Source organism: Streptomyces sp. NPDC012888, assembly GCF_042900645.1.
Lineage (GTDB): Bacteria > Actinomycetota > Actinomycetes > Streptomycetales > Streptomycetaceae > Streptomyces.
Genome location: NZ_JBIBBM010000027.1, coordinates 1 through 20,201 on the forward strand (window position 1 = coordinate 1; position 20,201 = coordinate 20,201).

Below are 20,201 nucleotides of genomic sequence, written 5' to 3' on the forward strand. Positions count from 1 at the left end.
CCCCACGCGCCTCAGATCGCTACGCGCTCCTGCCGGAAGGCGGATCCGGCCCGCAGGTGGCCGGACATAGGCCGCCAACGATCGCTACGCGCTCCGGCCGGAGGGCGTCTCCGCCTCCTCGGTGGCTGGACATAAGTCCGCCAAGATTGCCAGCGGACTCGACCGAAAAGCCGTCAGGGGCCGTTGTCCTCACCGAGAAACCGAATGGCGCGTCCTGGATTGCAGTGAGGGCGATCGCCCGACTTCAGAAACCCCAAAGGGGGCGCCGGACAAGTCTTTTGGGTGTGGGGGCGTCGGCCTGACGCCGTTCCTGCAGTCGGCAGGCCGTCTGGGCCGATGCCCTTCCCGAAAAGACCGCCATACGCGTCGCGGATTGCAGTCAGCTGACCCTCGGGCCAATGGGAGGGGCGGCAAAGCGTCTCAAATGGGGCATATCGCAGGCCTTTTGGGCTCGTCCATTCCCCTTGTGTCATCGCAGGACCGTCTGGCGCTCACTAACGACCTCATATCGCAATACCCGGCCCACGCGGCTCCGGAGGCCGCCAATACAGCCGATGGCCCTCCGCCTTTGGGCGGTTTATGTCCGGCCATCGACCAGACGGGGACACTGAGACGGCCGAAGCGCGTAGCGGTGTGGGGTGCCCCCGGGTGGGCCCGTCTCTTGCACCTTCCGGGTGGGTGGAGGTGGGGCTCCCGCCCGGAGGGCGGGTTGGGCCGCCGCCCCCGGCGCCGGACAGCTAACGGGCGGACCCGTGGGGAATGGGCACCCCTTGCCCTTGTTTTGGGTTGTCCGTTCGTCTGTCGTTTTTCCGGGGCGGGCGGCGGGGTCAAGGGTGGCCGGAGGCCATCGCGCAGCGACGCGACGAAGGAGCGCCCTTGACGCCGACGCACGCCCCGGAAGGACGATGGGACGGACGGGCAACCACCCCGACGCACCCAACGCCCCCGCCCGAGCGGGCCCAGCCGCTCCCACGCCGTCCCACTTACCCGTCCGCCGCCGCGGGACCCGGTGCCCCCACCCCCCCTGCCCTCACCCCACCCCGCCCCACCCTGCCCCTACCCGCCCTCCACCCGGAAGCGGATCGGGGTGCCCGGGCGGGACTGGGCCGCTGCGGGGAGGGACATGGGCGGGACCACGCCGAGGACCGGGTAGCCGCCGGTGACGGGGTGGTCGGCCAGGAAGACCACGGGGAGGCCGTCCGGGGGTACCTGGACCGCGCCCAGGACCATGCCTTCGCTCGGGAGTTCCCCCTGGCGGGCCCGGACCAGGGCCGGGCCGCCCTCCGTGCGCAGGCCGATCCGGTTGCCCGCCGGGGAGACCCGGTACGTGGCGCGGCCCAGGGCCGCCACCGACTCCGGGGTGAACCAGTCGTGGCGCGGCCCCAGCCGGATCGGGAGCACCAGTTCGGTGGGCGGGGCCGGGACCCGGAGGGTGTCGGCGCCGGACACAGGCCCGGCAGGGAGGCCGACCGGCAGCACGGTTCCCGCGCTCAGCACCGGTGGTCCCAGGCCGGACAGCAGGTCCGTGGCGCGGCTGCCCAGCACCTCGGGCACGTCGAACCCGCCCCGCACCGCCACGTAGCTGCGTACTCCCCGCACCGCGGCGCCCACGTCCAGCACCGCGCCGCCGGGCACCCGTACGGGCGCGCCCCAGGCCGCCGGGCGGCCGTCGACCCGGACCGGGCAGGGCGCGCCCGTGACCGCGGCGGTCAGGGGCCGCAGGGCGCGCAGGGCGACCCCGTCCAGCGTGGTCTCCAGCGCGGCGGCTCCGGCCGCGTTGCCCAGGAGCCGGTTGGCGAGCCGCAGCGCGTCCGGGTCGAGGGCGCCCGAGCGGGGCACCCCGAGGTGGGCGTGGCCGGGGCGGCCCAGGTCCTGGACGGTGGTGAGCGCTCCGGGGCGTACGACCTCGGCGGCGGTCACGCGGGTACCTCCTCGAACCGGACCCGGACCCCGGGCGTGAACAGGGCCGCGGGTTCCCGGGCCGGGTCCCACAGCACCGCGTCCGTGCTGCCGACGAGCTGCCAGCCGCCGGGTGAGGACCGCGGGTACACCCCGGCGTACTCGCCGGCCAGGGCCAGGGATCCGGCGGGCACGGCCGTCCTGGGTGTGGCGCGGCGGGGGAGCCGGTACCGCTCCGGCAGGCCCGTCAGGTAGCCGAAGCCGGGGGCGAAGCCGCAGAAGGCGACCCGGAACGGGGTCGCGCACACCAGCCGGGCGACGCCGGGCCGGTCGGTGTCCCAGGCGCGGGCGACGTCGTCCAGGTCGGGCCCGTCGAACCGTACGGGGACGGTGACCTCGGGCCCGTCCTGCGCGCGCAGGGGCGGGACCTCCCAGCGGGCGAGGCGGGGGGCGAGTTCCGGAGCGACGCCGTCGAGCAGGACGGTCCTGGCCGCGGGGACGATGTCGACCACCGTGCCGAGTTCGTCCCGCCGGCGCAGCAGCTCCGCGTGGAGCGCGGCCACCTCCTCCGCCGAGTCCACCTCCAGGAGCAGGGCCCGCGCCCCCACGGGCAGCACCCGCAGGCTCACGCGAACGCCTCGACGCGCGTCCCGGCCGCGGCCAGCGCCTCCCGCACCCGCAGGGCCAGCGCGGCCGCCCCCGGGGTGTCGCCGTGCAGGCACAGCGAGCGGCCGGTGCCGGCCCGGACCAGGGCCAGTGCCTGAGCCACGACCGCGTCGGGTTCGTGCAGGACCGCGCCGGGTTCGCCGCGCGGCACCAGAGTGCCCTCCGGGGTGTAGGCGCGGTCGGCGAACGCCTCGCGTACGGGTGCCAGCCCGGCGGCCGCGGCCGCCGCCAGCAGCTCCGATCCGGGCAGGCCCAGTACGGGAAGTTCCGCGTCGGCGCCGACGGCCAGCCGGACGCCGGCGACGACCGCGGCCGCCTGCTCCGCGTCGCGCACGGTCCGGTTGTAGAGCGCGCCGTGCGGTTTCACGTACGACACCCGGGAGCCCGCGGCCCGGGCGAACACCTCCAGCGCCCCGATCTGGTACGCCACCTCGTCGGCGAGCTCGCGGGCCGGTACGTCCATGGCGCGCCGCCCGAACCCGGCCAGGTCGCGGTACGACACCTGCGCGCCGATCCGCACGCCCCGCTCCACGGCCAGCTCGCAGACGTGGCGCATGATCGACGGGTCCCCGGCGTGGAACCCGCACGCCACGTTCGCGCTGGTCACCACCGACAGCAGCGCCTCGTCCTCGGTGAGCGTCCAGCGCCCGAAGCCCTCGCCGAGGTCGGCGTTGAGGTCGACCACCGCCTCCGCTGGTGTGATCATGGAACTCATGCGGCGAGCGTAGAGCAGGGCCGGGCGGCCCGGCCGCCCGCCCGGCGGGATCCGTCCGCAGCGGGCCCGAACCGCGCCGTTTGGGTGGTTGTCAGGGTGACCGCCTAATCTTGCGTCGTGACATTCCCAGCCCCGGCGAAGACCCTCCCGTCCCCGGCGCCCGGCCCGGCCGCCGACGAGGGCCTGGCCAGGCGGCTCCGGGCCCTGGCCTGCACGGCTCCGCTCCACGACCTCGACGTGCGCAAGGCCAACCTCGCCGGCGAGTACGGGATCTACGCCATGGCCGAGGTCGCGCTCGCCGCGATCGACCTGGTCACGCTGAACATGGACTTCGACACGGGCGCGGACCACGAGCAGATAGTGGCCCGGCTGCTGCCCAGGGTCGCCGCCCAGGCGCCCGCGCGCCCCGCCGCCGAGCACGAGCGGGTCGCCCGCTGGGTGCTGGAGAACCTGATCAACGTCGGCAGCGTCGACCGCGGCTTCCGCGCCGTCTACGGCACGTTCGGCCCGGACGGCGCGTACGTCCGCCGCGACTACGACTTCAAGCTGATCGAGGAAGTCCCGGGCCCCGGTGGCGCGGTCTACCTGCGGACCACCGACGAGGCCGTCAACGTGCTGGTCGGCGCCCTCGACACCGATGTCACCAGCGCTCAGATCGCCGCAGAGGTGAAGCTGGAGGTGCTGATCAGCCGGGGCCGGCTGGCCGACGCCCAGCTCGCCGCCGAGCAGGCCCGCTACCGGACCGTGCAGTACGCGGAGACCCTGCGCCGCACCCTCGACGCCACCCGGCGCAACGTCCGCGCGGTGGACTGGCTCCAGGCCGTCCCCGACATGATCGAGGAAGCCCTCGACCACGTCGCGGACCGCTACCGCCACGAGAACGCCATCCTCACCAACATCCGCAAGGCGCGCGACGAGGCCGAGGGCGCCGAGAACAAGCGGCGCGCCGCCGAGCTGGTCGACATCGTCAAGGACTGCATCCGCCGCCACACCCAGTTGCAGTCGCGCCTGCTGGAGGCCGGCCCGCTGTTCCGCGCCGAGCAGGACCGGCAGGCCTTCGCCGCGCCCGCACCCCGGTCCGGCATCGACCTGTACGGGCAGCTGCTGGCGCCGGTCCTGCCGCTGCCGGTGGCCCGGGCCCGCCAGGTCACCGACGCCTTCTTCGCCGCGGGGACCGGGCTGCGCACGCCGGTGTCGGTGCGGGTCGCCGACCTGGTGGAGATACTGCTCACCCCGCCCCAGGAGCGGGAGCACCTGGGCGTCGAGATGCCCGAACCCGACCTGATCGCCACGCCCGACGACAGCCGCTTCAGCGAGGAGCAGCTCGGCTGGGCGATGGAGCTGCTGGACCTGCCGCACGACGCCCCGCGCCGCCTGTCCGGGCTGCTGGCCGAGGCCCGGCGGCGCGACCCGGACCTGCCGTACCTGGTGGCGCTGCTCGCGGTGCACGCGGCGAGCCCGGCGGTGGGCACGGCGTACCGGCAGGGCGAGGAGCGGCTGCTGTTCGCGGTCGACGACGGCACGGTGCTGGACGACCCGGAGTTCGGCGGCGCCGACCTGATCGTCGGTACGGCCCTGCTGGACGCGGCGGGCATGGCGGCCGACCGTACGGAGGCGGTGTGAGCGCCGCCGCCCCCGGGCGCGCCGGGGCCCGCGGCCGGGCGGCTTCCGCCGGTGCGGAGGTGTCCGTTCGTCCGTCGGCTTCCGTGGGTCCCGCGGTGTCCGTCCGTCCGCCGTCGTCCACGGGTCCCGCGGTGTCCGTCCGTCCGCCGTCGTCCACGGGTCCCGCGGTGTCCGTCCGTCCGCCGGCTTCCGCCGGTCCGTGGTCGTCTGCCCGTCTGCCGGCTTCCGCCGGTCCGCCGGTGCCGGTCCGTCCGCCGGGCTCCGCCCGGCCGCCGTCGTCGCGCCGGCCGGCCGTCGTGGGCGCCCGCGCCCCGCACCGTCCGCACCGCCCCGCCGCCGCCCCACCCGTCGCCCCGTCCGCCGCCGCGGCCCGATCCGCCGCCGTACGCACCACCACCGCCGAGGAGCCCCAGCCGTGAGCGAGACCCACGCCGAGTACCCCGCGTGGAGCGAGCCCGCGCCCGAGCACGCCGCGCCCGCACCGGCCGCCGCCGGAACCGGCGCGGTCACCCCGGCCGACGCCGCCGACGCGGCCCGGCTCGTCGCGTACGGGCTCCAGCCCAAGCTGCTCCCCGCCCGCGACGCCGAGTACGCCGAACTGCTGCGCCGCTACCGCGAGGACCCCGCCTTCGGGCGGCTCGCCGACGCCGTGGCCACCGGCCTCGGCCTGGTCGTCCTGGAGGTCTCGCCGCGGGCCGGCATGGCCGTCGCCGCCGGCGAGGACTCCGTCTTCGCCGTCCGCATGGGCGACTACGCCCGCCGTACCGCGGCGGACGGCAGCGACCGCTTCCTGCACGGCCTGGCCCACCTCGCGGTCGCGGCCCTCGCCTTCCCCCGACCCGAGGACCTCGCCGACGACGGCTACATCGGCCGGATCACCGTCAACGGGGTCGACGCCTTCGTCCGGCAGGCCTGCCGACGCCTCGAAGAGCGCGCCGAGGAGCTCGGCGAGAACACCGACCCGGCCACCGACGCGCCCGGCCTGGAGGCGGCCTGGCGGGTCTACGCCCGCCGCAGCTCCACCGGCGCCACCAAGGACGCCCGCCGCCTGGCCGGCTCCACCACCGGCATCGTCGGCAAGGCCGTCGCCTTCCTCACCGACTCCGGCTTCCTCCAGCGCACCGGGGACGACGCCGGCGGCGCCTACCGCACCACCCCCCGCTACCAGCTCCAGGTCCGCGACATGGCCGGCACCGCCGCCATGGCCGAACTCCTCGAACTCGGGGTCGTGCCGGTCGGCGACGGCTCCGCCACCCTGCTGCCGCCGCCCGAGGGCGACGACCTGGACCTGGTGGCCGACGCCGGCCTCCCCTTCCACGCCTGACCGCGCCCCGCCGGCGCCCACCGCACCCGCACCCCTCCGCACGACCGAGAAACCACGAGAGCCCGCCGCCATGTACGAGCTGTCCCGGATCCGCCTCTACTCCATCGGTCCCGCCGGTGCGCGCTACGCCGACACCGTGCTCGACCTGCGCGGAGTCGGCGAGCCGGTGCCCCACCCGGCCCCGACGCAGGCGGAGTTCTTCCAGGAGGAGCCGACCGGGCCGCCGCGCCGGCCCGCGCCCGCCGGCGTCCTCTTCCTGGAGAACGGCGGCGGCAAGTCCGTCCTGCTCAAGCTGATCTTCTCGGTGATGCTGCCCGGCCACCGCAACACCCTCGGCGGCGCCAGCTCCGGCGTGCTGCGCAAGTTCCTGCTGGCCGACGACTGCGGGCACGTGGCGCTGGAGTGGCAGCACACCCAGACGGGCGAGTGCGTGGTCGTCGGCAAGGTCAGCGAGTGGCGCGGCCGCCAGGTCTCCAACGACCCCCGCAAGTTCGCCGAGGCCTGGTACTCCTTCCGCCCCGGTCCCGGCCTCAGCCTGGACAACCTGCCGGTGGCCGAGTCCACCGCCGTGCGCCCGGCCGCCGAGGGCGCCTCCGGCGCGCAGGGCCGGCGCCGCACCATGAAGGGCTTCCGGGACGCCCTCACCGAGGCGGGCAAGGCCTACCCGCACCTGGAAGTGGTCTGGGAGGAGATCCACGACCGCTGGAACGAGCACCTCGGCGACCTCGGCCTCGACCCCGAACTCTTCCGCTACCAGCGCGAGATGAACGCCGACGAGGGCGAGGCCGCCGGCCTGTTCGCGGTCAAGAAGGACTCGGACTTCACCGACCTGCTGCTGCGGGCCGTCACCGACACCCGTGACACCGACGGCCTCGCCGACCTCGTCCACGGCTTCGGCAACAAGCTGGGCCGCCGCGCCGAGCTGATGGCCGAACGCGACTTCACCGCCGGCTCCGTCGACCTCCTCACCCGCATCGTGGAAGCGGCCGAGGCCCGCGGCCGCGCCCGCGACGTCCACGCGGGCGCCGAACGCCGCACCCGCACCCTGGCCCGCCGCCTCTCCGCCCGCGCGACCGAGGAACGCGGCCGCGCCACCGACCTCGCCCAGCGGGTCACCGACGCCGCGCACGCGGTCACCGCCGCCGAGACGGCCCGCGAGCACAGCTCCCTGGTCTCCGCCGAACTCGCCTACCGGCACGCCTCCCTGGCGCTGACCGTCGCCGAGAAGGCCGCCACCGCCCAGCGCCGCGAACTCCTCGAAGCCCGCACCCTGCACTCCGCCTGGCAGGCCGCCGAGTCGGTGCTGCGCCACCGGGCCGCCGCCGACCGCTCGGCCCGGGTCGCCGCCGCGATCCGCGAGGCGGAACGGGACGCCGCCCCGGCCCTGGCCGCCCGCGCCACGGCCGCCGCCGCGCTCGTGCGGGCCCTCCACTGCGCCGCGGAGGACGGCGAACGGCTCGCCAACGAGGAGGAGGAACGCTCGGCCGGGCTCCAGGCCGCCGGGGAGGCCGCCCACCGCGACGCGACCGCCGCGGCCACCGCCGCCCAGCGGGCCCGCAGCGAGGCCGAGCACCTGCGGCAGCGCCTCGCCGAGGTCGAGCAGGAGACCGCCGAGGCGGTCCGGGCCGGCTGGCTCGACGACTCCGCCCCCGACGCCGACCCGGCCCGCGCCGCGCTCGCCGCCAGCGACGCCGAGAAGACGGCCGTCGCCGCGTGGGACGAGGCCCGCGAGGCCGCCCGTACCACCGCCGGGGCGGCCCGGGAGGCCGCCGCCGCGGAATCCCGCGCCGAACTCACCGCCGCCCGCGCCGCGGACGCCGCCGACGCCGCCGAAGCCGCGTACGCGGCCGAACGGCGGGCCGCCGACTCCATCGCCGCCTCGCCCCGCCTGGCCTCCCTGCTGGGCCTGCCCGCCGGCCCCCGGGCGGCCGTCCCGCACCCCCGGGCGGCGGGCCGGCCCGGTTTCGATGCCGACGCACCGGCCGGCGCGACGGGCGCACCCCACGGGGCCGGGGCTGAGGACACCGCGGGCGGGCTCACCGCCGCCGACCTCGACCGGAACGCCGAAGACCTCCGGGAACTCCTGGACGGCGGCATCACCGCGGCCGAACGGCAGCTGTTCGACCTGCGCACCGCCGCCGCCGACGACGCCCGCATCCTCGGCGCGCTCGGTGACGGCGGCCTGCTTCCGCCCGGCCCCGACGTCCTCGCCACCGTCGAGTACCTCGGCGAGCACGGCATCCCCGCCCTCCCCGGCTGGCGCTACCTCGCCCAGGCCGTGGACCCCGCCGACCACGCCGCGGTCCTCGCCGCCCGCCCCGAACTCGTCGACGGCGTCGTCATCACCGACCCCGACACCCACGCCCGGGCCCGCGAGGCGCTCGCCGGCGCCGCCCTGCTGCCCCGCTCCGCGGTCGCCGTCGGTACCGCGGCCGCCCTGCTGGCGCCCGTACCGCCCGCCGGCCCGGACGGCGCCGACAGCGGCGTCTTCCTGGTCCCGCCGAACCCGGCCATGCACGACGAGCACGCCGCCGACGAGGAGCGGCAGGCCCTGCGCGCCCGGGCCGCCGAACGCGACGCCGAGATCCGCGACCTGGCCGCCCGCCTCGCCGGGGACCGTGAGCTGGCCGCCCGCCTCGCCTCCTGGCGCACCGGCTGCCCGCCGGGCCACCTCGCCGAACTCGCCGAACAGGCCGCTGCGGCCCGCGCGTTCGCCGAGGAGGCCGAGGCCGAGCTCGCGGAGGCCCGCACGGCCCGCGCCGAGACCGAGGAGGCCGCGAACGACGCCGCCCGGGTCCGCGACGAACGCCAGGAGACCGCCCAGCGAGCCCGCCGCGCCGCCGACGCCCTCGCCGGCCTCGCCTTCCGCCTCCGCGAACGCGCCGGCTGGCAGGCCAAGGTCCGCGAACTCGCCGACGAGGCCGCCGAGTCCGAAGCCCGTGCCGAGGCCTGCCTGTCCCGGGCCCGGGCCGCCGACGAGGACCGCCGGGCCGCCCAGCGCGCCGCCGACGACGCCCGCCGTACCGCCCGCGCCCTGCGCGCCGAGCGGGCCGAGATCGCCGGGGCCCCCGACCAGCTGCCCGAGGACGACGGCCCGCGCACCCCGCTGCCCGACCTCCGGGAGGCCTACCGGGCCGCCTCCCAGCTGTACGAGAAGGTCGGCGTCGGCGCCGACCTGCGCGCCGAACAGGCCCGCGCCGAGAGCGACGAGAGCGCGGCCCTCGCCGAACTCGACCGGCTCACCAACAAGGTCCGCACCCGCGCCGCCCAGCTCCTGGAAGGCACCGACGGCGCCGACGGCCCGTCCCGCCAGGCCGCCGCGGCCCGCGCCGAGGCCCTCGTACAGATGCTGGAGACCCGCGCCAACACCGCCAGCGAGCAGCTGGGCCGACTCCGCGGCGAGGCCGAACGCCACGCCCCCGCCGACGGCGGGGCGCACACCGACCTCCCCGAAGAGCTGGTCCCCGCCGACGTCGAGCAGGCCCAGGCCATGCTGCGCTCGGCCACCGCCCGCCTCGCCGCGCACACCGCGGCCGTGGAGAGCGCCCGCGCCGCCCACGCCGAGCTGTTGCGCGCTCACCGCGCGGCCGAGGACGCGGCCGGCGGCTTCGACGAGACCGCCGCCCTCCTCCGCGACCAGCTGCGCGACCACGCGCACCACGAGGAGGACGAGCAGGACCAGACGCCGTACCCGGGCAGCCTGGAGGAGGCCCGGCAGTCCGCCGCCGAGACCCGCCGCTCCCTGCGCGGTTGTTCCGCCGACCTGTCGGCCGCCGAGACGGCCGTACGCGAGGCGAGCGACGTCCTCGTCCGGCACGCCAACGCCACCCGCTACGAGCAGGTGCGCACCCCCGCCCGCCAGCAGATCCGCGAACTGCCGGCCTCCGCGCTGCCCGAGCACGCGGCGGCCTGGGCGGCGGCCTTCGCACCGCGTCTGCGGGTGCTCACCGACGAACTGGACCAGCTGGAACGCAACCGGGACAGCATCGTGGACCGGCTGCGCGGCCTGGTCGAGTCGGCGCTGGCCACGCTCCGCTCGGCCCAGCGGCTGTCCCGGCTGCCCGAGGGCCTGGGGGAGTGGTCCGGCCAGGAGTTCCTCCGGATCCGCTTCGAGGAGCCCGACCAGGCCACCCTCACCGAGCGGCTCGGGGAGGTCATCGACGAGGCGACCCGCTCCGCGGTCAGGAAGAACGCCTCCTTCGGCGAGGGCCGCCGTGACGGCATGTCCCTGTTGCTGCGCGGGGTCCAGGCGGCCCTGGAGCCGCGCGGCATCGCCGTGGAGATCCTCAAGCCGGACGCCGTGCTGCGCGCGGAACGCGTTCCCGTCGGCCAGATGGGAGACGTGTTCTCCGGCGGGCAGCTGCTGACCGCCGCGATCGCCCTGTACTGCACCATGGCCGCGCTGCGCAGCAACGACCGCGGGCGGGACAAGCACCGGCACGCGGGCACCCTGTTCCTCGACAACCCGATCGGTCGGGCCAACGCCACCTACCTGCTGGAGCTCCAGCGGGCGGTGTCCGACGCCCTGGGCGTGCAGCTGCTGTACACGACGGGCCTGTTCGACACCACGGCGCTGGCGGAGTTCCCGCTGGTGATCCGGCTCCGCAACGACGCCGACCTGCGGGCGGGCCTGAAGTACATCAGCGTGGAGGAACACCTGCGCCCGGGCCTGCCGCAGCAGCCGACGGAGGGCGAGGCGGTCCACGGCGAGATCACCGCGACCCGGATGTTCCGCCGCAGCACCACCACCGCCGCCGCGGAGTAGCCGGCCCCCGGTTCAGACCCGGCGCAGCCCGCCCGGCTGCCGCCCCGGCGGAGCGACGGCGCCCGTGCCGGGGCCGGGCCGGGTGCCGTCGTACGGGCGGCGGGCGTACGGGACGCCCGGCGGGCCGTAGCCCTCCCCGCCGGCGGCCGGGTCCTCCCGGCCGTCGCGGCGGCCCGGACGGGCCGTGCTGCTGGGCGCCGACACCACCCCGTGCCGCTGCCGCCACATCTGGCGGGTGATCCACACGTCGAGCACGCCCCAGGTCGCGACGATGACGCCCGCGACCGAGCCCAGCACCATCGGGAACGCCAGCCAGGACGCGGTCAGGGTCAGGAAGAAGGTGACCGACGCCTGGATGAGGGTCACCGCCACGATCAGCACGGCCCGGACGGCAGCGTCCCGCACCGGGTCCGGCATGCGGTACCGCCGGGCCGGCTCCTCCACCCACAGCCCGCGCACGGGTCCGCGCTCCCGCTCCTCGTACTCGCTGCCCATGCTCCGTACACTCCCCACCGCACGGCCCCGCCCATGCCGTTTCCCTACCCGAAAGACGTCCGGCGGCCTCCGGGGATTCCCGGCGAGCCTGACGGGGTTTCGCGGGGCGCGCTCGCGGCCGGGCTGCGGAACGAATAATTCCAGCCATCCGTCAGGTTACGGGAACCGACGCCGCACGGAGTGTCATCTGCCACATATCGGGCCCCAGTTGACGGGAAGTATCGGACAACTCATGATCTTCGTCCAGGGGTCAGGCCGAAAACGTCCGGACACGCCTTCGAAGCGGCGACGAGGCAGTAGTAGGCTCGCGCCGTTTGAACGACGGATCACCGACCCCGCCGGGCGGGGTCGAGCTGGGGGAGGCTGTGGGCCCATGCGCTTTCGCGGGAAGTCCATCCGCCGGAAGATCGTGGCGTTGCTCCTCGTGCCGCTCGTCTCCCTGACCGCCCTGTGGGGCTTCGCCACCGTCCTCACGGGCCGTCAGGCCGTCCAACTCCTCGACGTCGCCTCCGTCATCAACCGGGTCGGCTACCCCATCGAGGACGTCGTCAGGGTCATCCAGAAGGAACGCCGCCAGACCCTCGTCGTCCTCGGCGACCCCCGCGCCTCCGCCGCCGGCACCGAACTCCTCAAGCGCCGCGCCGAGACCGACACCGTCATCCGCGACGTCACCGCCGGCGCCACCGACCCCGACGTCGTCGAGGAGCTCACCCCCGCCACCCGGGCCCACCTCGAATCCGTCCTCGACGGCTTCAAGGACCTCGCCACCCTCCGCATCAACGTCGACCGGACCGCCCTCGACCCCGGCCAGGCCCTGGACCTCTACAACCGCCTCGTCGACCCCTGCTACGACTTCCTGATGAACCTCCACGCCCTGGAGGACGTCGAGATGGACAAGCAGGGCCGCGCCCTGGTGGGCATCACCCGCGCCCGCGAGGCCCTGGCCCGGCAGGACGCCATCATCGCCGCCGGCTTCGCCGCGAAGCGGTTCACCATCTGGGACACCCGGGCCGTGTCCGACTTCAAGGCCAACCGCAAGCTGCTCTACGACTTCAACCTCGCCATCCTCCCGGCCGCCGACCGCGAACGCTTCGAGCAGTACTGGCGCGGCCCCGAGACCAAGCCGCTCCGCGAGGCCGAAGAGAAGATCATCGCCGCGGGCGCCGTGAAGAACCCCCGCACCCCGACCGCCGCCCAGTGGGACGAGGCCGCCGGACGCGTCCTCGCCTCCCTCGCCGTCATGGGCACCGCCGCCGGCGACCGCTACCAGGAACGGGTCGAACCGGTCGCGATGGACGTGCTCGTCAAGGCCGCCGTCGCCGGCGTCCTCGGCTTCCTCGCCCTCGTCGTCTCGCTCGTCCTCTCCGTACGCATCGGCCGCGACCTGGTCCGCGACCTCTCCCGGCTCCGCAAGGAGGCCCACGAGGCCTCCGGTGTCCGGCTGCCCGCCGTCATGCGGCGCCTCGCGGCCGGCGAACCCGTGGACGTCGAGACCGAGGCACCCCGCCTGGAATACGAGAAGGACGAGGTCGGCCAGGTCGGCCAGGCCCTCAACACCCTCCAGCGCGCCGCCGTCGAGGCCGCCGTGAAGCAGGCCGAACTGCGCCGCGGGGTCTCCGAGGTGTTCGTCAACCTGGCCCGCCGCAACCAGGTCCTGCTGCACCGCCAGCTGACCCTCCTCGACACCATGGAGCGCCGCACCGAGGACGCCGAGGAACTCGCCGACCTGTTCCGCCTCGACCACATGACCACCCGCATGCGCCGGCACGCCGAGGGCCTGGTCATCCTCTCCGGCGCCGCCCCCTCCCGTCAGTGGCGCAAGCCCGTCCAGCTGATGGACGTCGTCCGGGCCGCCGTCGCCGAGGTCGAGGACTACGAACGGATCGAGGTGCGCCGGCTGCCCCGGCTCGGCATCTCCGGCACCGCCGTCGCCGACATCACCCACCTCATCGCCGAACTCCTGGAGAACGCCACGGTGTTCTCCCCGCCGCACACCGCCGTCGCCGTGCACGGCGAGCGCGTCGCCAACGGCTTCACCCTGGAGATCCACGACCGCGGCCTCGGCATGACCCCCGAGGCCCTGATGGACGCCAACCTCCGGATCGCCGAGACCCCCGAGTTCGAACTCTCCGACACCGACCGGCTCGGCCTCTTCGTCGTCAGCCGGCTCGCCGCCCGGCACAGCGTCAAGGTCTCCCTCCAGCCCAGCCCCTACGGCGGCACCACCGCCGTGGTCTTCCTGCCGGCCGCCCTGCTCACCGAGGCGCCGGAGACCAACGGCAGCGGCTTCCGCCTCGACACCCCGGCCGCCAGGGCCGCCGTCACCGGCCGACCCCCCGGCCGACCCGCGGGCCGACCCTCGGGCCGCCCGGTCGGCGGCGCCCTCCGCGGAAACGGTTCAGCGGCCCGGCGCGCCGTGCCCTCCGCCCTGCTGGACGGCCTGGTCGAGCTGGAGCCGCCGCTCGGCGTCCTCGGCCTGGAGGAGCCCGTCACCCTCGACGAGCTCACGTCCGGCTCGGGCCACCCGCCCATCGCCACCCTGGACGACGAGACCCCGCCGGGCGGCACCCCCCGCAGCGCCCTCCTCGGCGACCGCCCCGGCCACCGCGCCGCCGACCGCGAACCCCCGCGGCCCACCGGCCCGGTCCGGCTGGACAGCACCCGCCTGGAGCCCGTACGAGCCGAGGGCCCGCGCCCGGCCTCCGGCGCGGTACCGCTGCCGCGCAGGCGCCGCACCCCCACTCTGGTCGCCGACCACGGCCGCCGGGTCGACGACAGGGCGGCCGACCGCACCGCCGCCGGCGCGGCCGACCGCACCGCCGCCGGCGCGGCCGACCGCACCGGCGCCGGCGCGGCCGACCGCACCGCCGCACCCGCGGACCGCCGCACCGGCGCCCGGTCCGAGGCGCGCCCGGTCTCCGTGGTCCGGCAGCCGGACCCGGAGACGGCCCGGCGCCCCGACGGCCGGGACGGATCCGGCACCGGCGGCCTGCCCCGCCGCATCCGGCAGGCCAGCCTCGCGCCCCAGCTGAAGAACGCCCCGGCGGCCGCACCGGCCGACGACACCGCGTCCCGGCCCGCCGACCGCGACGCGGAGGCCGTACGCACCCGTATGTCCGCACTCCAGCGCGGCTGGACGGCGGGCCGCCGACAGCACGCACAGCAGACCGGGACCGGCACCGGCAACACCGCCGGAACCGGGCCCGAGACCGAGAACGAGGGGGACGGTCGATGACCGCACCGCAGACCGCAGGCCACGACAGCCGGGGCCGGGGTTCCGGCCAGCTCAACTGGCTCCTGGACGAACTGGTCGACCGGGTCGGCAGCATCCGCAAGGCGGTGGTCCTCTCCGGGGACGGCCTGCCCACCGGAAGCTCCAAGGACCTGACCCGCGAGGACAGCGAGCACCTGGCCGCCGTGGCGTCCGGCTTCCACAGCCTCGCCAAGGGCGTGGGCCGGCACTTCGAGTCGGGCAGCGTCCGCCAGACGGTGGTCGAACTCGACGAGGCCTTCCTGTTCGTGATGGCCGCCGGCGACGGCAGCTGCCTCGCCGTGCTCTCCGACGCGGACTCCGACGTCGGCCAGGTCGCGTACGAGATGACCCTGATGGTCAAGCGCGTCGGCGACCACCTGGCGACCGCCCCGCGCACCGGACTGCCAGCGGGAGGGTGAGGGGGAGCGCATGAGCGAGTCAGGCCTGCACCCCGCCGACGCCCCCGACAGCACCGCCCCCGCACCCGGCGCGGACGCCGAACCGGCGCACGCCGCCGACCGCGACCGCGACCCCGGACACCAGGAACCCCGGAAACCCCAGGAACCCCAGGGACCCCAGGTACACCAGGACCCCCGGGCACACCGGGAACACCACCCGGTCCCCGACGCCGACGACACCGTGGAGGCCCCGCCCGCCGGGCACGCCCACTGGTTCGACGACGAAGCCGGTCCGGTGGTCCGTCCGTACGCCATGACCCGCGGCCGGACCAGCCACTCGGCCCGGCACCGGCTCGACCTGATCGCCCTCGTCGTGGCGGAGCCCGCCGCCGAGGACCCGGTCTGGGACCTGACCCTGTCCCCGGAGCACGCCGACATCCTGTGGCTGTGCCGGGAACGCCCCCAGTCGGTCGCCGAACTCGCCGCCGACCTCGACCTGCCGGTCGGGGTCGTGCGGGTGCTCGTCGGCGACCTCGTCGACGACGAACTGGTCCACGTCACCCGGCCGGTACCACCGGCCGAACTGCCCGACGAATCCATTCTGCGTGAGGTGATCGATGGCCTTCGGGCGCTCTAGCCGCACCGGCGGCATGCACGCGGTGTCGCCGGTCGAGCCGCTGACCCTGAAGCTCCTGGTCGCGGGAGGCTTCGGAGTCGGCAAGACCACCCTGGTCAGCGCGGTCAGCGAGATCCGGCCGCTGCGCACCGAGGAACGCCTCTCCGAGCCCGGCCGCGAGGTCGACGACGTCGAGGGGGTGGAGTCGAAGAGCACCACCACGGTGGCGATGGACTTCGGCCGGATCACCCTCCGCGAGGACCTGGTCCTGTACCTGTTCGGTACCCCCGGACAGGACCGGTTCTGGTTCCTGTGGGACGAGCTCGCCCAGGGCGCCCTGGGCGCTGTGGTCCTCGCGGACACGCGCCGGCTGGAGGACTGCTTCGCCGCGGTCGACTACTTCGAACGGCGTGAGATCCCGTTCCTGGTGGCGGTCAACTGCTTCGACGGCGCCGACCGCCACCCGGTGGCCAGCGTCCGCGAGGCGCTGGACCTCAACCCGGAGGTGCCGGTGCGGCTGTGCGACGCCCGCGACCGCGAGTCGGTCAAGGACGTCCTGGTCGGCGTCGTGGAACACGCCATGTCCCTGGCCCGCGCCCGCCGCCTGCCCGCCCGCACGTAGTCCCGCGGGGGCGGCCCGTACCCCCGCCGACTGGGGTACGGGCCGCAGCTGAAGTGGGGGACTGTGCAGGCAGTGTGAACCCGCCACCCCCCACCGTCAAGCGTTTGCACGCTTAAGGCGCGGAGCGACCGTGCTCGGCCGGAGCCCCGGCCGGCGATCCGGCGTGGGCGGCATGTCCAGCCCCGCCGGCGTTTGAGGCGCGGGGTGTGGGGCGGCGCCCCGCGTGCTGGGCCGGAGCTCCGGCTGGGCCCGCTCAATCGCCGCTCGGGCTTATGCCCCTGCGGGGGCGTACCCGCCCGGCGGCGCTCCGGCCGGCGGATCCGGTGCCGGGCGGAGCCCCGAATGGCCGGCGGGGCCCCGGGCGGCCTCACCGCACCGCGACCACCGCCGACCCGTGCCCGAACAGCCCCTGGTTCGCCGTGATCCCGGCCCGCGCCCCCGCCACCTGCCGCTCCCCGGCCGCCCCCCGCAACTGCCACGTCAGCTCGCACACCTGCGCGATCGCCTGCGCCGGCACCGCCTCCCCGAACGAGGCGAGCCCCCCGCTCGGGTTGACCGGGATCCGCCCCCCGAGCGCGGTCGTCCCCTCCCGGACCAGCTTGGCGCCCTCGCCCTCCCCGCACAGCCCGATGTCCTCGTACCACTCCAGTTCCAGCGCCGTCGACAGGTCGTACACCTCGGCCAGCGAAAGGTCCTCCGGGCCGAGCCCGGCCTCCTCGTACGCCGCCCGCGCGATCGACGCCCGGAAGCCGACCCCCGCCGACCCGGCGCCCACCGCCGAGTCCGTCGCGATGTCGGGCAGGTCCAGCACGGTCCGTGGATACGTCGGCGTCACCGTCGACACCGCCCTGATCCGCACCGGGTCCGTCACCCCCCGCGACCGCGCGTAGTCCATGCCGCACAGCACCAGCGCCGCCGCCCCGTCGGACGTGGCGCAGATGTCCAGCAGCCGCAGCGGATCGGCGACGACCGCCGACGCGGCGACCTCCTCCGCGGTGACCGCCTTCCGGTACCGGGCGTACGGGTTGAGCGCCCCGGCCGCCGCGTTCTTCACCTTGACCAGCGCGAAGTCCTCGGAGGTGTCCCCGTGCACGGCCATCCGGCGCCGCGCGTACAGCGCGAAGTACGCGGGGTTCGTCGCCCCCAGCACCCGGAAGCGGACCCAGTCCGGATCGTCGGGCCGGCCCCCGCCGGCCGGGGCGAAGAACCCCTTGGGCGCGGCGTCGGCGCCGACGACGAGGACGATGTCGGCCAGCCCGGCCAGGATCTGCGCCCGCGCGGTGGCGATGGCCTGGGCCCCGGAGGCGCAGGCCGCGTACACGCTGGTCACCCGCGCCCCCTGCCAGCCGAGCGCCTGCGCGAACGTCGCCCCGGCCACGTACCCGGGGTACCCGTTGCGGACGGTGTCCGCGCCCACGACCGAGTCCACGTCGGTCCAGTCCACCCCCGCGTCGGCGAGCGCCGCCCGCGCGGCCACGGTGCCGTACCGGACGAAGCTGCGCCCCCACTTGCCCCAGGGGTGCATCCCGGCGCCGAGGACGGCCACGTCCCGCTCGTGCCCGGTCACGCGGCCCCCACCTCCACCGGCCGGAACCGCCACGTCGTCCACGTGGTGTCCGTGTTCGCGTCCTCGTCGAGGACCCCGCCGACCACCTCGACCTCCATCCCGACGGCGAGGTCGGAGACGGTGACCCCCGGCACGGCCTGTCCCAGCACCACGATCCGCTCCGCCGGGAGCTCCACCGCGACCAGCGTGTACGGCTCCCAGGGCCGCCCGGGGTCGGAGACGTACGGCGCGGGCGGCCGGTACCGCCCGTCGGTGTACGACCAGACCCGGCCGCGCCGGGACAGCGGTACCTCCTCCAACTCGCCGCCCCCGCAGACGGGGTTGCGGCAGAAGGAGTCCTCCCGGGGGAAGAACACCGCCGCGCAGGCCGCACAACGGGTCCCGAGCAACCGGAACTCGCCCCCCTGCTCGGTGAACCACCCGCTGACCACCGGTGCACGCCTGCGTTCCAAGGCCCCTCCCCACCAAACTTCCTGACGAACCGTCAGTTCAAGTCTGGCACGGCACCCCCGCCCCGGTCACCGGTTCTCGTCGAGCCACTTCCCGGCGATCGCCGCCAGCTCGCCGTCCCGCCCGGCCAGCATCATCCGGATCATCCGCGCGTCCCCGCGCAGCGACCACGCCGGATGCCCGAACGTCGCCGGGTTGTTCCCCTCGATCAGGAAGTGCGCCGGCCACGCAGTCCCGTAGCCGATCAGCGGCAGTGCGGCCAGGTACCGCTTCCGTCCCCGGGCCAGGCCGTACGCGCTCACCGCGAGCCCGGTCAGCGTCCCGGCGAGGTGCACCCAGCGGGTCGTCGCCCGCGAGTGCATCGCCACGTAGTAGGGCCAGAACTCCTCGTACGATCCGAACTCTCCAGCATCCATGCGGGCACGGTACTCACGGCCGGACCGCGGCGGAACGCACCGGGAAGTCGAAGTACCGCGCCGGGTAGGGCTCCTGGACCAGGCGGAAGTGCCACCACTCCTCCCGCAGGCCGGTGAAACCCTGCTCCTCCAGCGCCGCCCGCAGCACCCGCCGGTTGGCGAGGGCCTCCGCGCCGACCCCCGGGTGCTCGGCGTGCGACAGCGGATCGAAGAAGTCGAACGGCGTGCCCATGTCGAGCGGGAGCCCGCCGGGTCCGGTCAGCCCGACGTCCACGGCACTCCCGCGGCTGTGCCCGGACCGCTCCGCGATGTACCCCTCCGCCACCAGGCGGGACTTCTCGACCCGCGGGTAGTACGCCGCCTTCGTCGACTGGTCGCCGGCGTCCGCCGCCCACCGTACGAAGTGGTCCACCGCCCGCTGCGGCCGGTAGCAGTCGTACAACACCAGCGAGTACCCCCGCCGCGACAGCCCCCGCTGCGCACGCCGCAACGCCTCCGCCGCCGGCCGGGACAGCAGGCACACCGGCTCCTCGTACCCCGGCACGGGCGCACCCGTGAAGTTCCGCGCGGACGCGTACCGCATGTCCTGACGCACGCTCGGGTCCACCTCCCGCAGTGCCGCGAACCCCGCCGGCGCCCCGCCCCACCCCGCCGGACCGCCGCCCACCGCCCCGCCCCGCGGCCCGCCCGAAGGCCCGTCCGCCGCCCCGGCGCGGTCCCCCGCGGCCCCCGCGGCCCCCACGGCCGCCACCGGCGCGACCGACCCGAGCCCCCCGGCCGACCCGAGCCCCGCGACCACGCCGACCACCCCGACCACCCCGTACACCCACGGCCTCATGACACCTCACCTACCATCACGCCATGACCACGCCCGCCAAGGACTCGCACTGCTCCTCCTGCGGCACCCGATTCGCCGCCCCCGACTGGCCCCGCACCTGCACCGCCTGCGGCTCCGTCAGCTACCGCAACCCCCTCCCCGTGGCCGTCGCCCTCCTCCCCGTCGAGGACGGCCCCGGCACCGGCCTCGTGGTCGTCACCCGCACCATCGAACCGGCCCTCGGCGGAACCGCCCTGCCCGGCGGCTTCGTCGACTTCGCCGAGGACTGGCGGACCGCCGTGGTGCGCGAACTCCGCGAGGAGACCGGCATCGAGGCCTCCGCCGCCGACGTCACCCTCGCCGACGCCCTCAGCTCCCCGGCCGGCCACCTGCTCCTCTTCGGCCTCCTCCCGGCCCGCCCCGCCGCGGACCTCCCGCCGTCCACCCCCACCGACGAGACCAGCGGCTGGCACGTCCTGCACGCCCCCGCCGAACTCGCCTTCCCCCTGCACACCCGCGCGGCCGCCGCCTGGTTCGCCGGCCGCTACACCTGACCGGGAGACGGCGGCACCCCG

General features: G+C 75.8%; 16 protein-coding genes. 8 read left to right on the plus strand and 8 right to left on the minus strand.

Going from position 1 to position 20,201, the window contains the following annotated elements; all coding sequences use genetic code 11:
* Positions 1-1,056 precede the first annotated feature (1,056 nt).
* Genes ACFY61_RS31785 through ACFY61_RS31795 form a run of 3 tightly spaced genes read right to left on the minus strand, consistent with a single transcriptional unit; the run spans position 1,057 to position 3,280 of the window.
* A complete protein-coding gene (locus tag ACFY61_RS31785; protein ID WP_389477914.1) occupies positions 1,057-1,920 on the minus strand; it encodes a biotin-dependent carboxyltransferase family protein in 864 nt (287 codons plus the stop codon).
* Positions 1,917-2,522 carry an allophanate hydrolase subunit 1 gene (locus ACFY61_RS31790; protein ID WP_389477956.1) on the minus strand — a complete coding sequence of 202 codons (606 nt, stop codon included), beginning with the start codon at positions 2,520-2,522 and terminating at the stop codon, positions 1,917-1,919. Before ACFY61_RS31790 ends, ACFY61_RS31785 begins: the two co-directional genes overlap by 4 nt.
* Before the next feature lie 2 nt (positions 2,523-2,524).
* Complete coding sequence (locus ACFY61_RS31795) at positions 2,525-3,280, minus strand: LamB/YcsF family protein (protein WP_389477917.1); 756 nt, start codon at positions 3,278-3,280, stop codon at positions 2,525-2,527.
* 117 nt (positions 3,281-3,397) lie between these two features.
* On the opposite strand from ACFY61_RS31795, the gene ACFY61_RS31800 reads away from it, so the two are divergent.
* The 3 genes from ACFY61_RS31800 (at position 3,398) to ACFY61_RS31810 (ending at position 10,992) form a co-directional block, all read left to right on the plus strand.
* Positions 3,398-4,903: a hypothetical protein gene (locus tag ACFY61_RS31800; protein ID WP_389477919.1), complete on the plus strand. Its 1,506-nt coding sequence runs from the start codon at positions 3,398-3,400 to the stop codon at positions 4,901-4,903.
* A 415-nt stretch (positions 4,904-5,318) separates the two neighbouring features.
* Positions 5,319-6,227, plus strand: a complete 909-nt coding sequence (locus tag ACFY61_RS31805) for a hypothetical protein (RefSeq protein WP_389477922.1) — start codon at positions 5,319-5,321, stop codon at positions 6,225-6,227.
* 70 nt (positions 6,228-6,297) lie between these two features.
* Positions 6,298-10,992 (plus strand): hypothetical protein, encoded by a 4,695-nt coding sequence (locus tag ACFY61_RS31810; RefSeq protein ID WP_389477924.1) that lies wholly within the window; start codon positions 6,298-6,300, stop codon positions 10,990-10,992.
* A gap of 12 nt (positions 10,993-11,004) precedes the next feature.
* Here the strand turns inward: ACFY61_RS31810 and ACFY61_RS31815 are convergent, their stop codons facing one another.
* Complete coding sequence (locus tag ACFY61_RS31815; protein ID WP_389477926.1) at positions 11,005-11,487, minus strand: hypothetical protein; 483 nt, start codon at positions 11,485-11,487, stop codon at positions 11,005-11,007.
* Positions 11,488-11,860: 373 nt separating this feature from the next.
* On the opposite strand from ACFY61_RS31815, the gene ACFY61_RS31820 reads away from it, so the two are divergent.
* From ACFY61_RS31820 to ACFY61_RS31835, 4 genes are all read left to right on the plus strand, one after another.
* Positions 11,861-14,722, plus strand: a complete 2,862-nt coding sequence (locus ACFY61_RS31820) for a nitrate- and nitrite sensing domain-containing protein (RefSeq protein ID WP_389477929.1) — start codon at positions 11,861-11,863, stop codon at positions 14,720-14,722.
* Entirely contained in the window at positions 14,719-15,159 is a 441-nt protein-coding gene (locus ACFY61_RS31825) for a roadblock/LC7 domain-containing protein (protein ID WP_389477932.1), read from the plus strand. The genes ACFY61_RS31820 and ACFY61_RS31825 overlap by 4 nt, the downstream gene beginning before the upstream one ends.
* 220 nt (positions 15,160-15,379) lie before the next feature.
* The gene (locus ACFY61_RS31830) at positions 15,380-15,775 is read left to right on the plus strand and encodes a DUF742 domain-containing protein (RefSeq protein WP_389477958.1); all 396 of its coding nucleotides are present in this window, start codon (positions 15,380-15,382) and stop codon (positions 15,773-15,775) included.
* Complete coding sequence (locus tag ACFY61_RS31835) at positions 15,756-16,376, plus strand: ATP/GTP-binding protein (RefSeq protein WP_389477934.1); 621 nt, start codon at positions 15,756-15,758, stop codon at positions 16,374-16,376. Before ACFY61_RS31830 ends, ACFY61_RS31835 begins: the two co-directional genes overlap by 20 nt.
* Before the next feature lie 367 nt (positions 16,377-16,743).
* Here the strand turns inward: ACFY61_RS31835 and ACFY61_RS31840 are convergent, their stop codons facing one another.
* The 4 genes from ACFY61_RS31840 to ACFY61_RS31855 form a co-directional block, all read right to left on the minus strand.
* Complete coding sequence (locus ACFY61_RS31840) at positions 16,744-17,943, minus strand: lipid-transfer protein (protein WP_389477936.1); 1,200 nt, start codon at positions 17,941-17,943, stop codon at positions 16,744-16,746.
* A complete protein-coding gene (locus ACFY61_RS31845) occupies positions 17,940-18,374 on the minus strand; it encodes a Zn-ribbon domain-containing OB-fold protein (RefSeq protein ID WP_389477960.1) in 435 nt (144 codons plus the stop codon). The genes ACFY61_RS31840 and ACFY61_RS31845 overlap by 4 nt, the downstream gene beginning before the upstream one ends.
* 87 nt (positions 18,375-18,461) lie before the next feature.
* Positions 18,462-18,809: an Mpo1-like protein gene (locus tag ACFY61_RS31850; RefSeq protein ID WP_389477938.1), complete on the minus strand. Its 348-nt coding sequence runs from the start codon at positions 18,807-18,809 to the stop codon at positions 18,462-18,464.
* A gap of 13 nt (positions 18,810-18,822) precedes the next feature.
* Positions 18,823-19,647, minus strand: a complete 825-nt coding sequence (locus ACFY61_RS31855) for a M15 family metallopeptidase (RefSeq protein WP_389477940.1) — start codon at positions 19,645-19,647, stop codon at positions 18,823-18,825.
* 23 nt (positions 19,648-19,670) lie between these two features.
* Between ACFY61_RS31855 and ACFY61_RS31860 the strand changes: the two genes are divergently transcribed.
* Positions 19,671-20,180 carry an NUDIX domain-containing protein gene (locus ACFY61_RS31860; RefSeq protein ID WP_389477942.1) on the plus strand — a complete coding sequence of 170 codons (510 nt, stop codon included), beginning with the start codon at positions 19,671-19,673 and terminating at the stop codon, positions 20,178-20,180.
* The last annotated feature ends 21 nt before the right edge of the window (positions 20,181-20,201 follow it).

Coding starts and splice junctions, on each gene's coding strand:
- ACFY61_RS31820 (WP_389477929.1), top strand. CDS start 11,861: ATGCGCTTTCGCGGGAAGTCCATCCGCCGGAAGATCGTGGCGTTGCTC.
- ACFY61_RS31810 (WP_389477924.1), top strand. CDS start 6,298: ATGTACGAGCTGTCCCGGATCCGCCTCTACTCCATCGGTCCCGCCGGT.
- ACFY61_RS31815 (WP_389477926.1), bottom strand. CDS start 11,487: ATGGGCAGCGAGTACGAGGAGCGGGAGCGCGGACCCGTGCGCGGGCTG.
- ACFY61_RS31795 (WP_389477917.1), bottom strand. CDS start 3,280: ATGAGTTCCATGATCACACCAGCGGAGGCGGTGGTCGACCTCAACGCC.
- ACFY61_RS31855 (WP_389477940.1), bottom strand. CDS start 19,647: ATGAGGCCGTGGGTGTACGGGGTGGTCGGGGTGGTCGGCGTGGTCGCG.
- ACFY61_RS31850 (WP_389477938.1), bottom strand. CDS start 18,809: ATGGATGCTGGAGAGTTCGGATCGTACGAGGAGTTCTGGCCCTACTAC.
- ACFY61_RS31860 (WP_389477942.1), top strand. CDS start 19,671: ATGACCACGCCCGCCAAGGACTCGCACTGCTCCTCCTGCGGCACCCGA.
- ACFY61_RS31835 (WP_389477934.1), top strand. CDS start 15,756: ATGGCCTTCGGGCGCTCTAGCCGCACCGGCGGCATGCACGCGGTGTCG.
- ACFY61_RS31825 (WP_389477932.1), top strand. CDS start 14,719: ATGACCGCACCGCAGACCGCAGGCCACGACAGCCGGGGCCGGGGTTCC.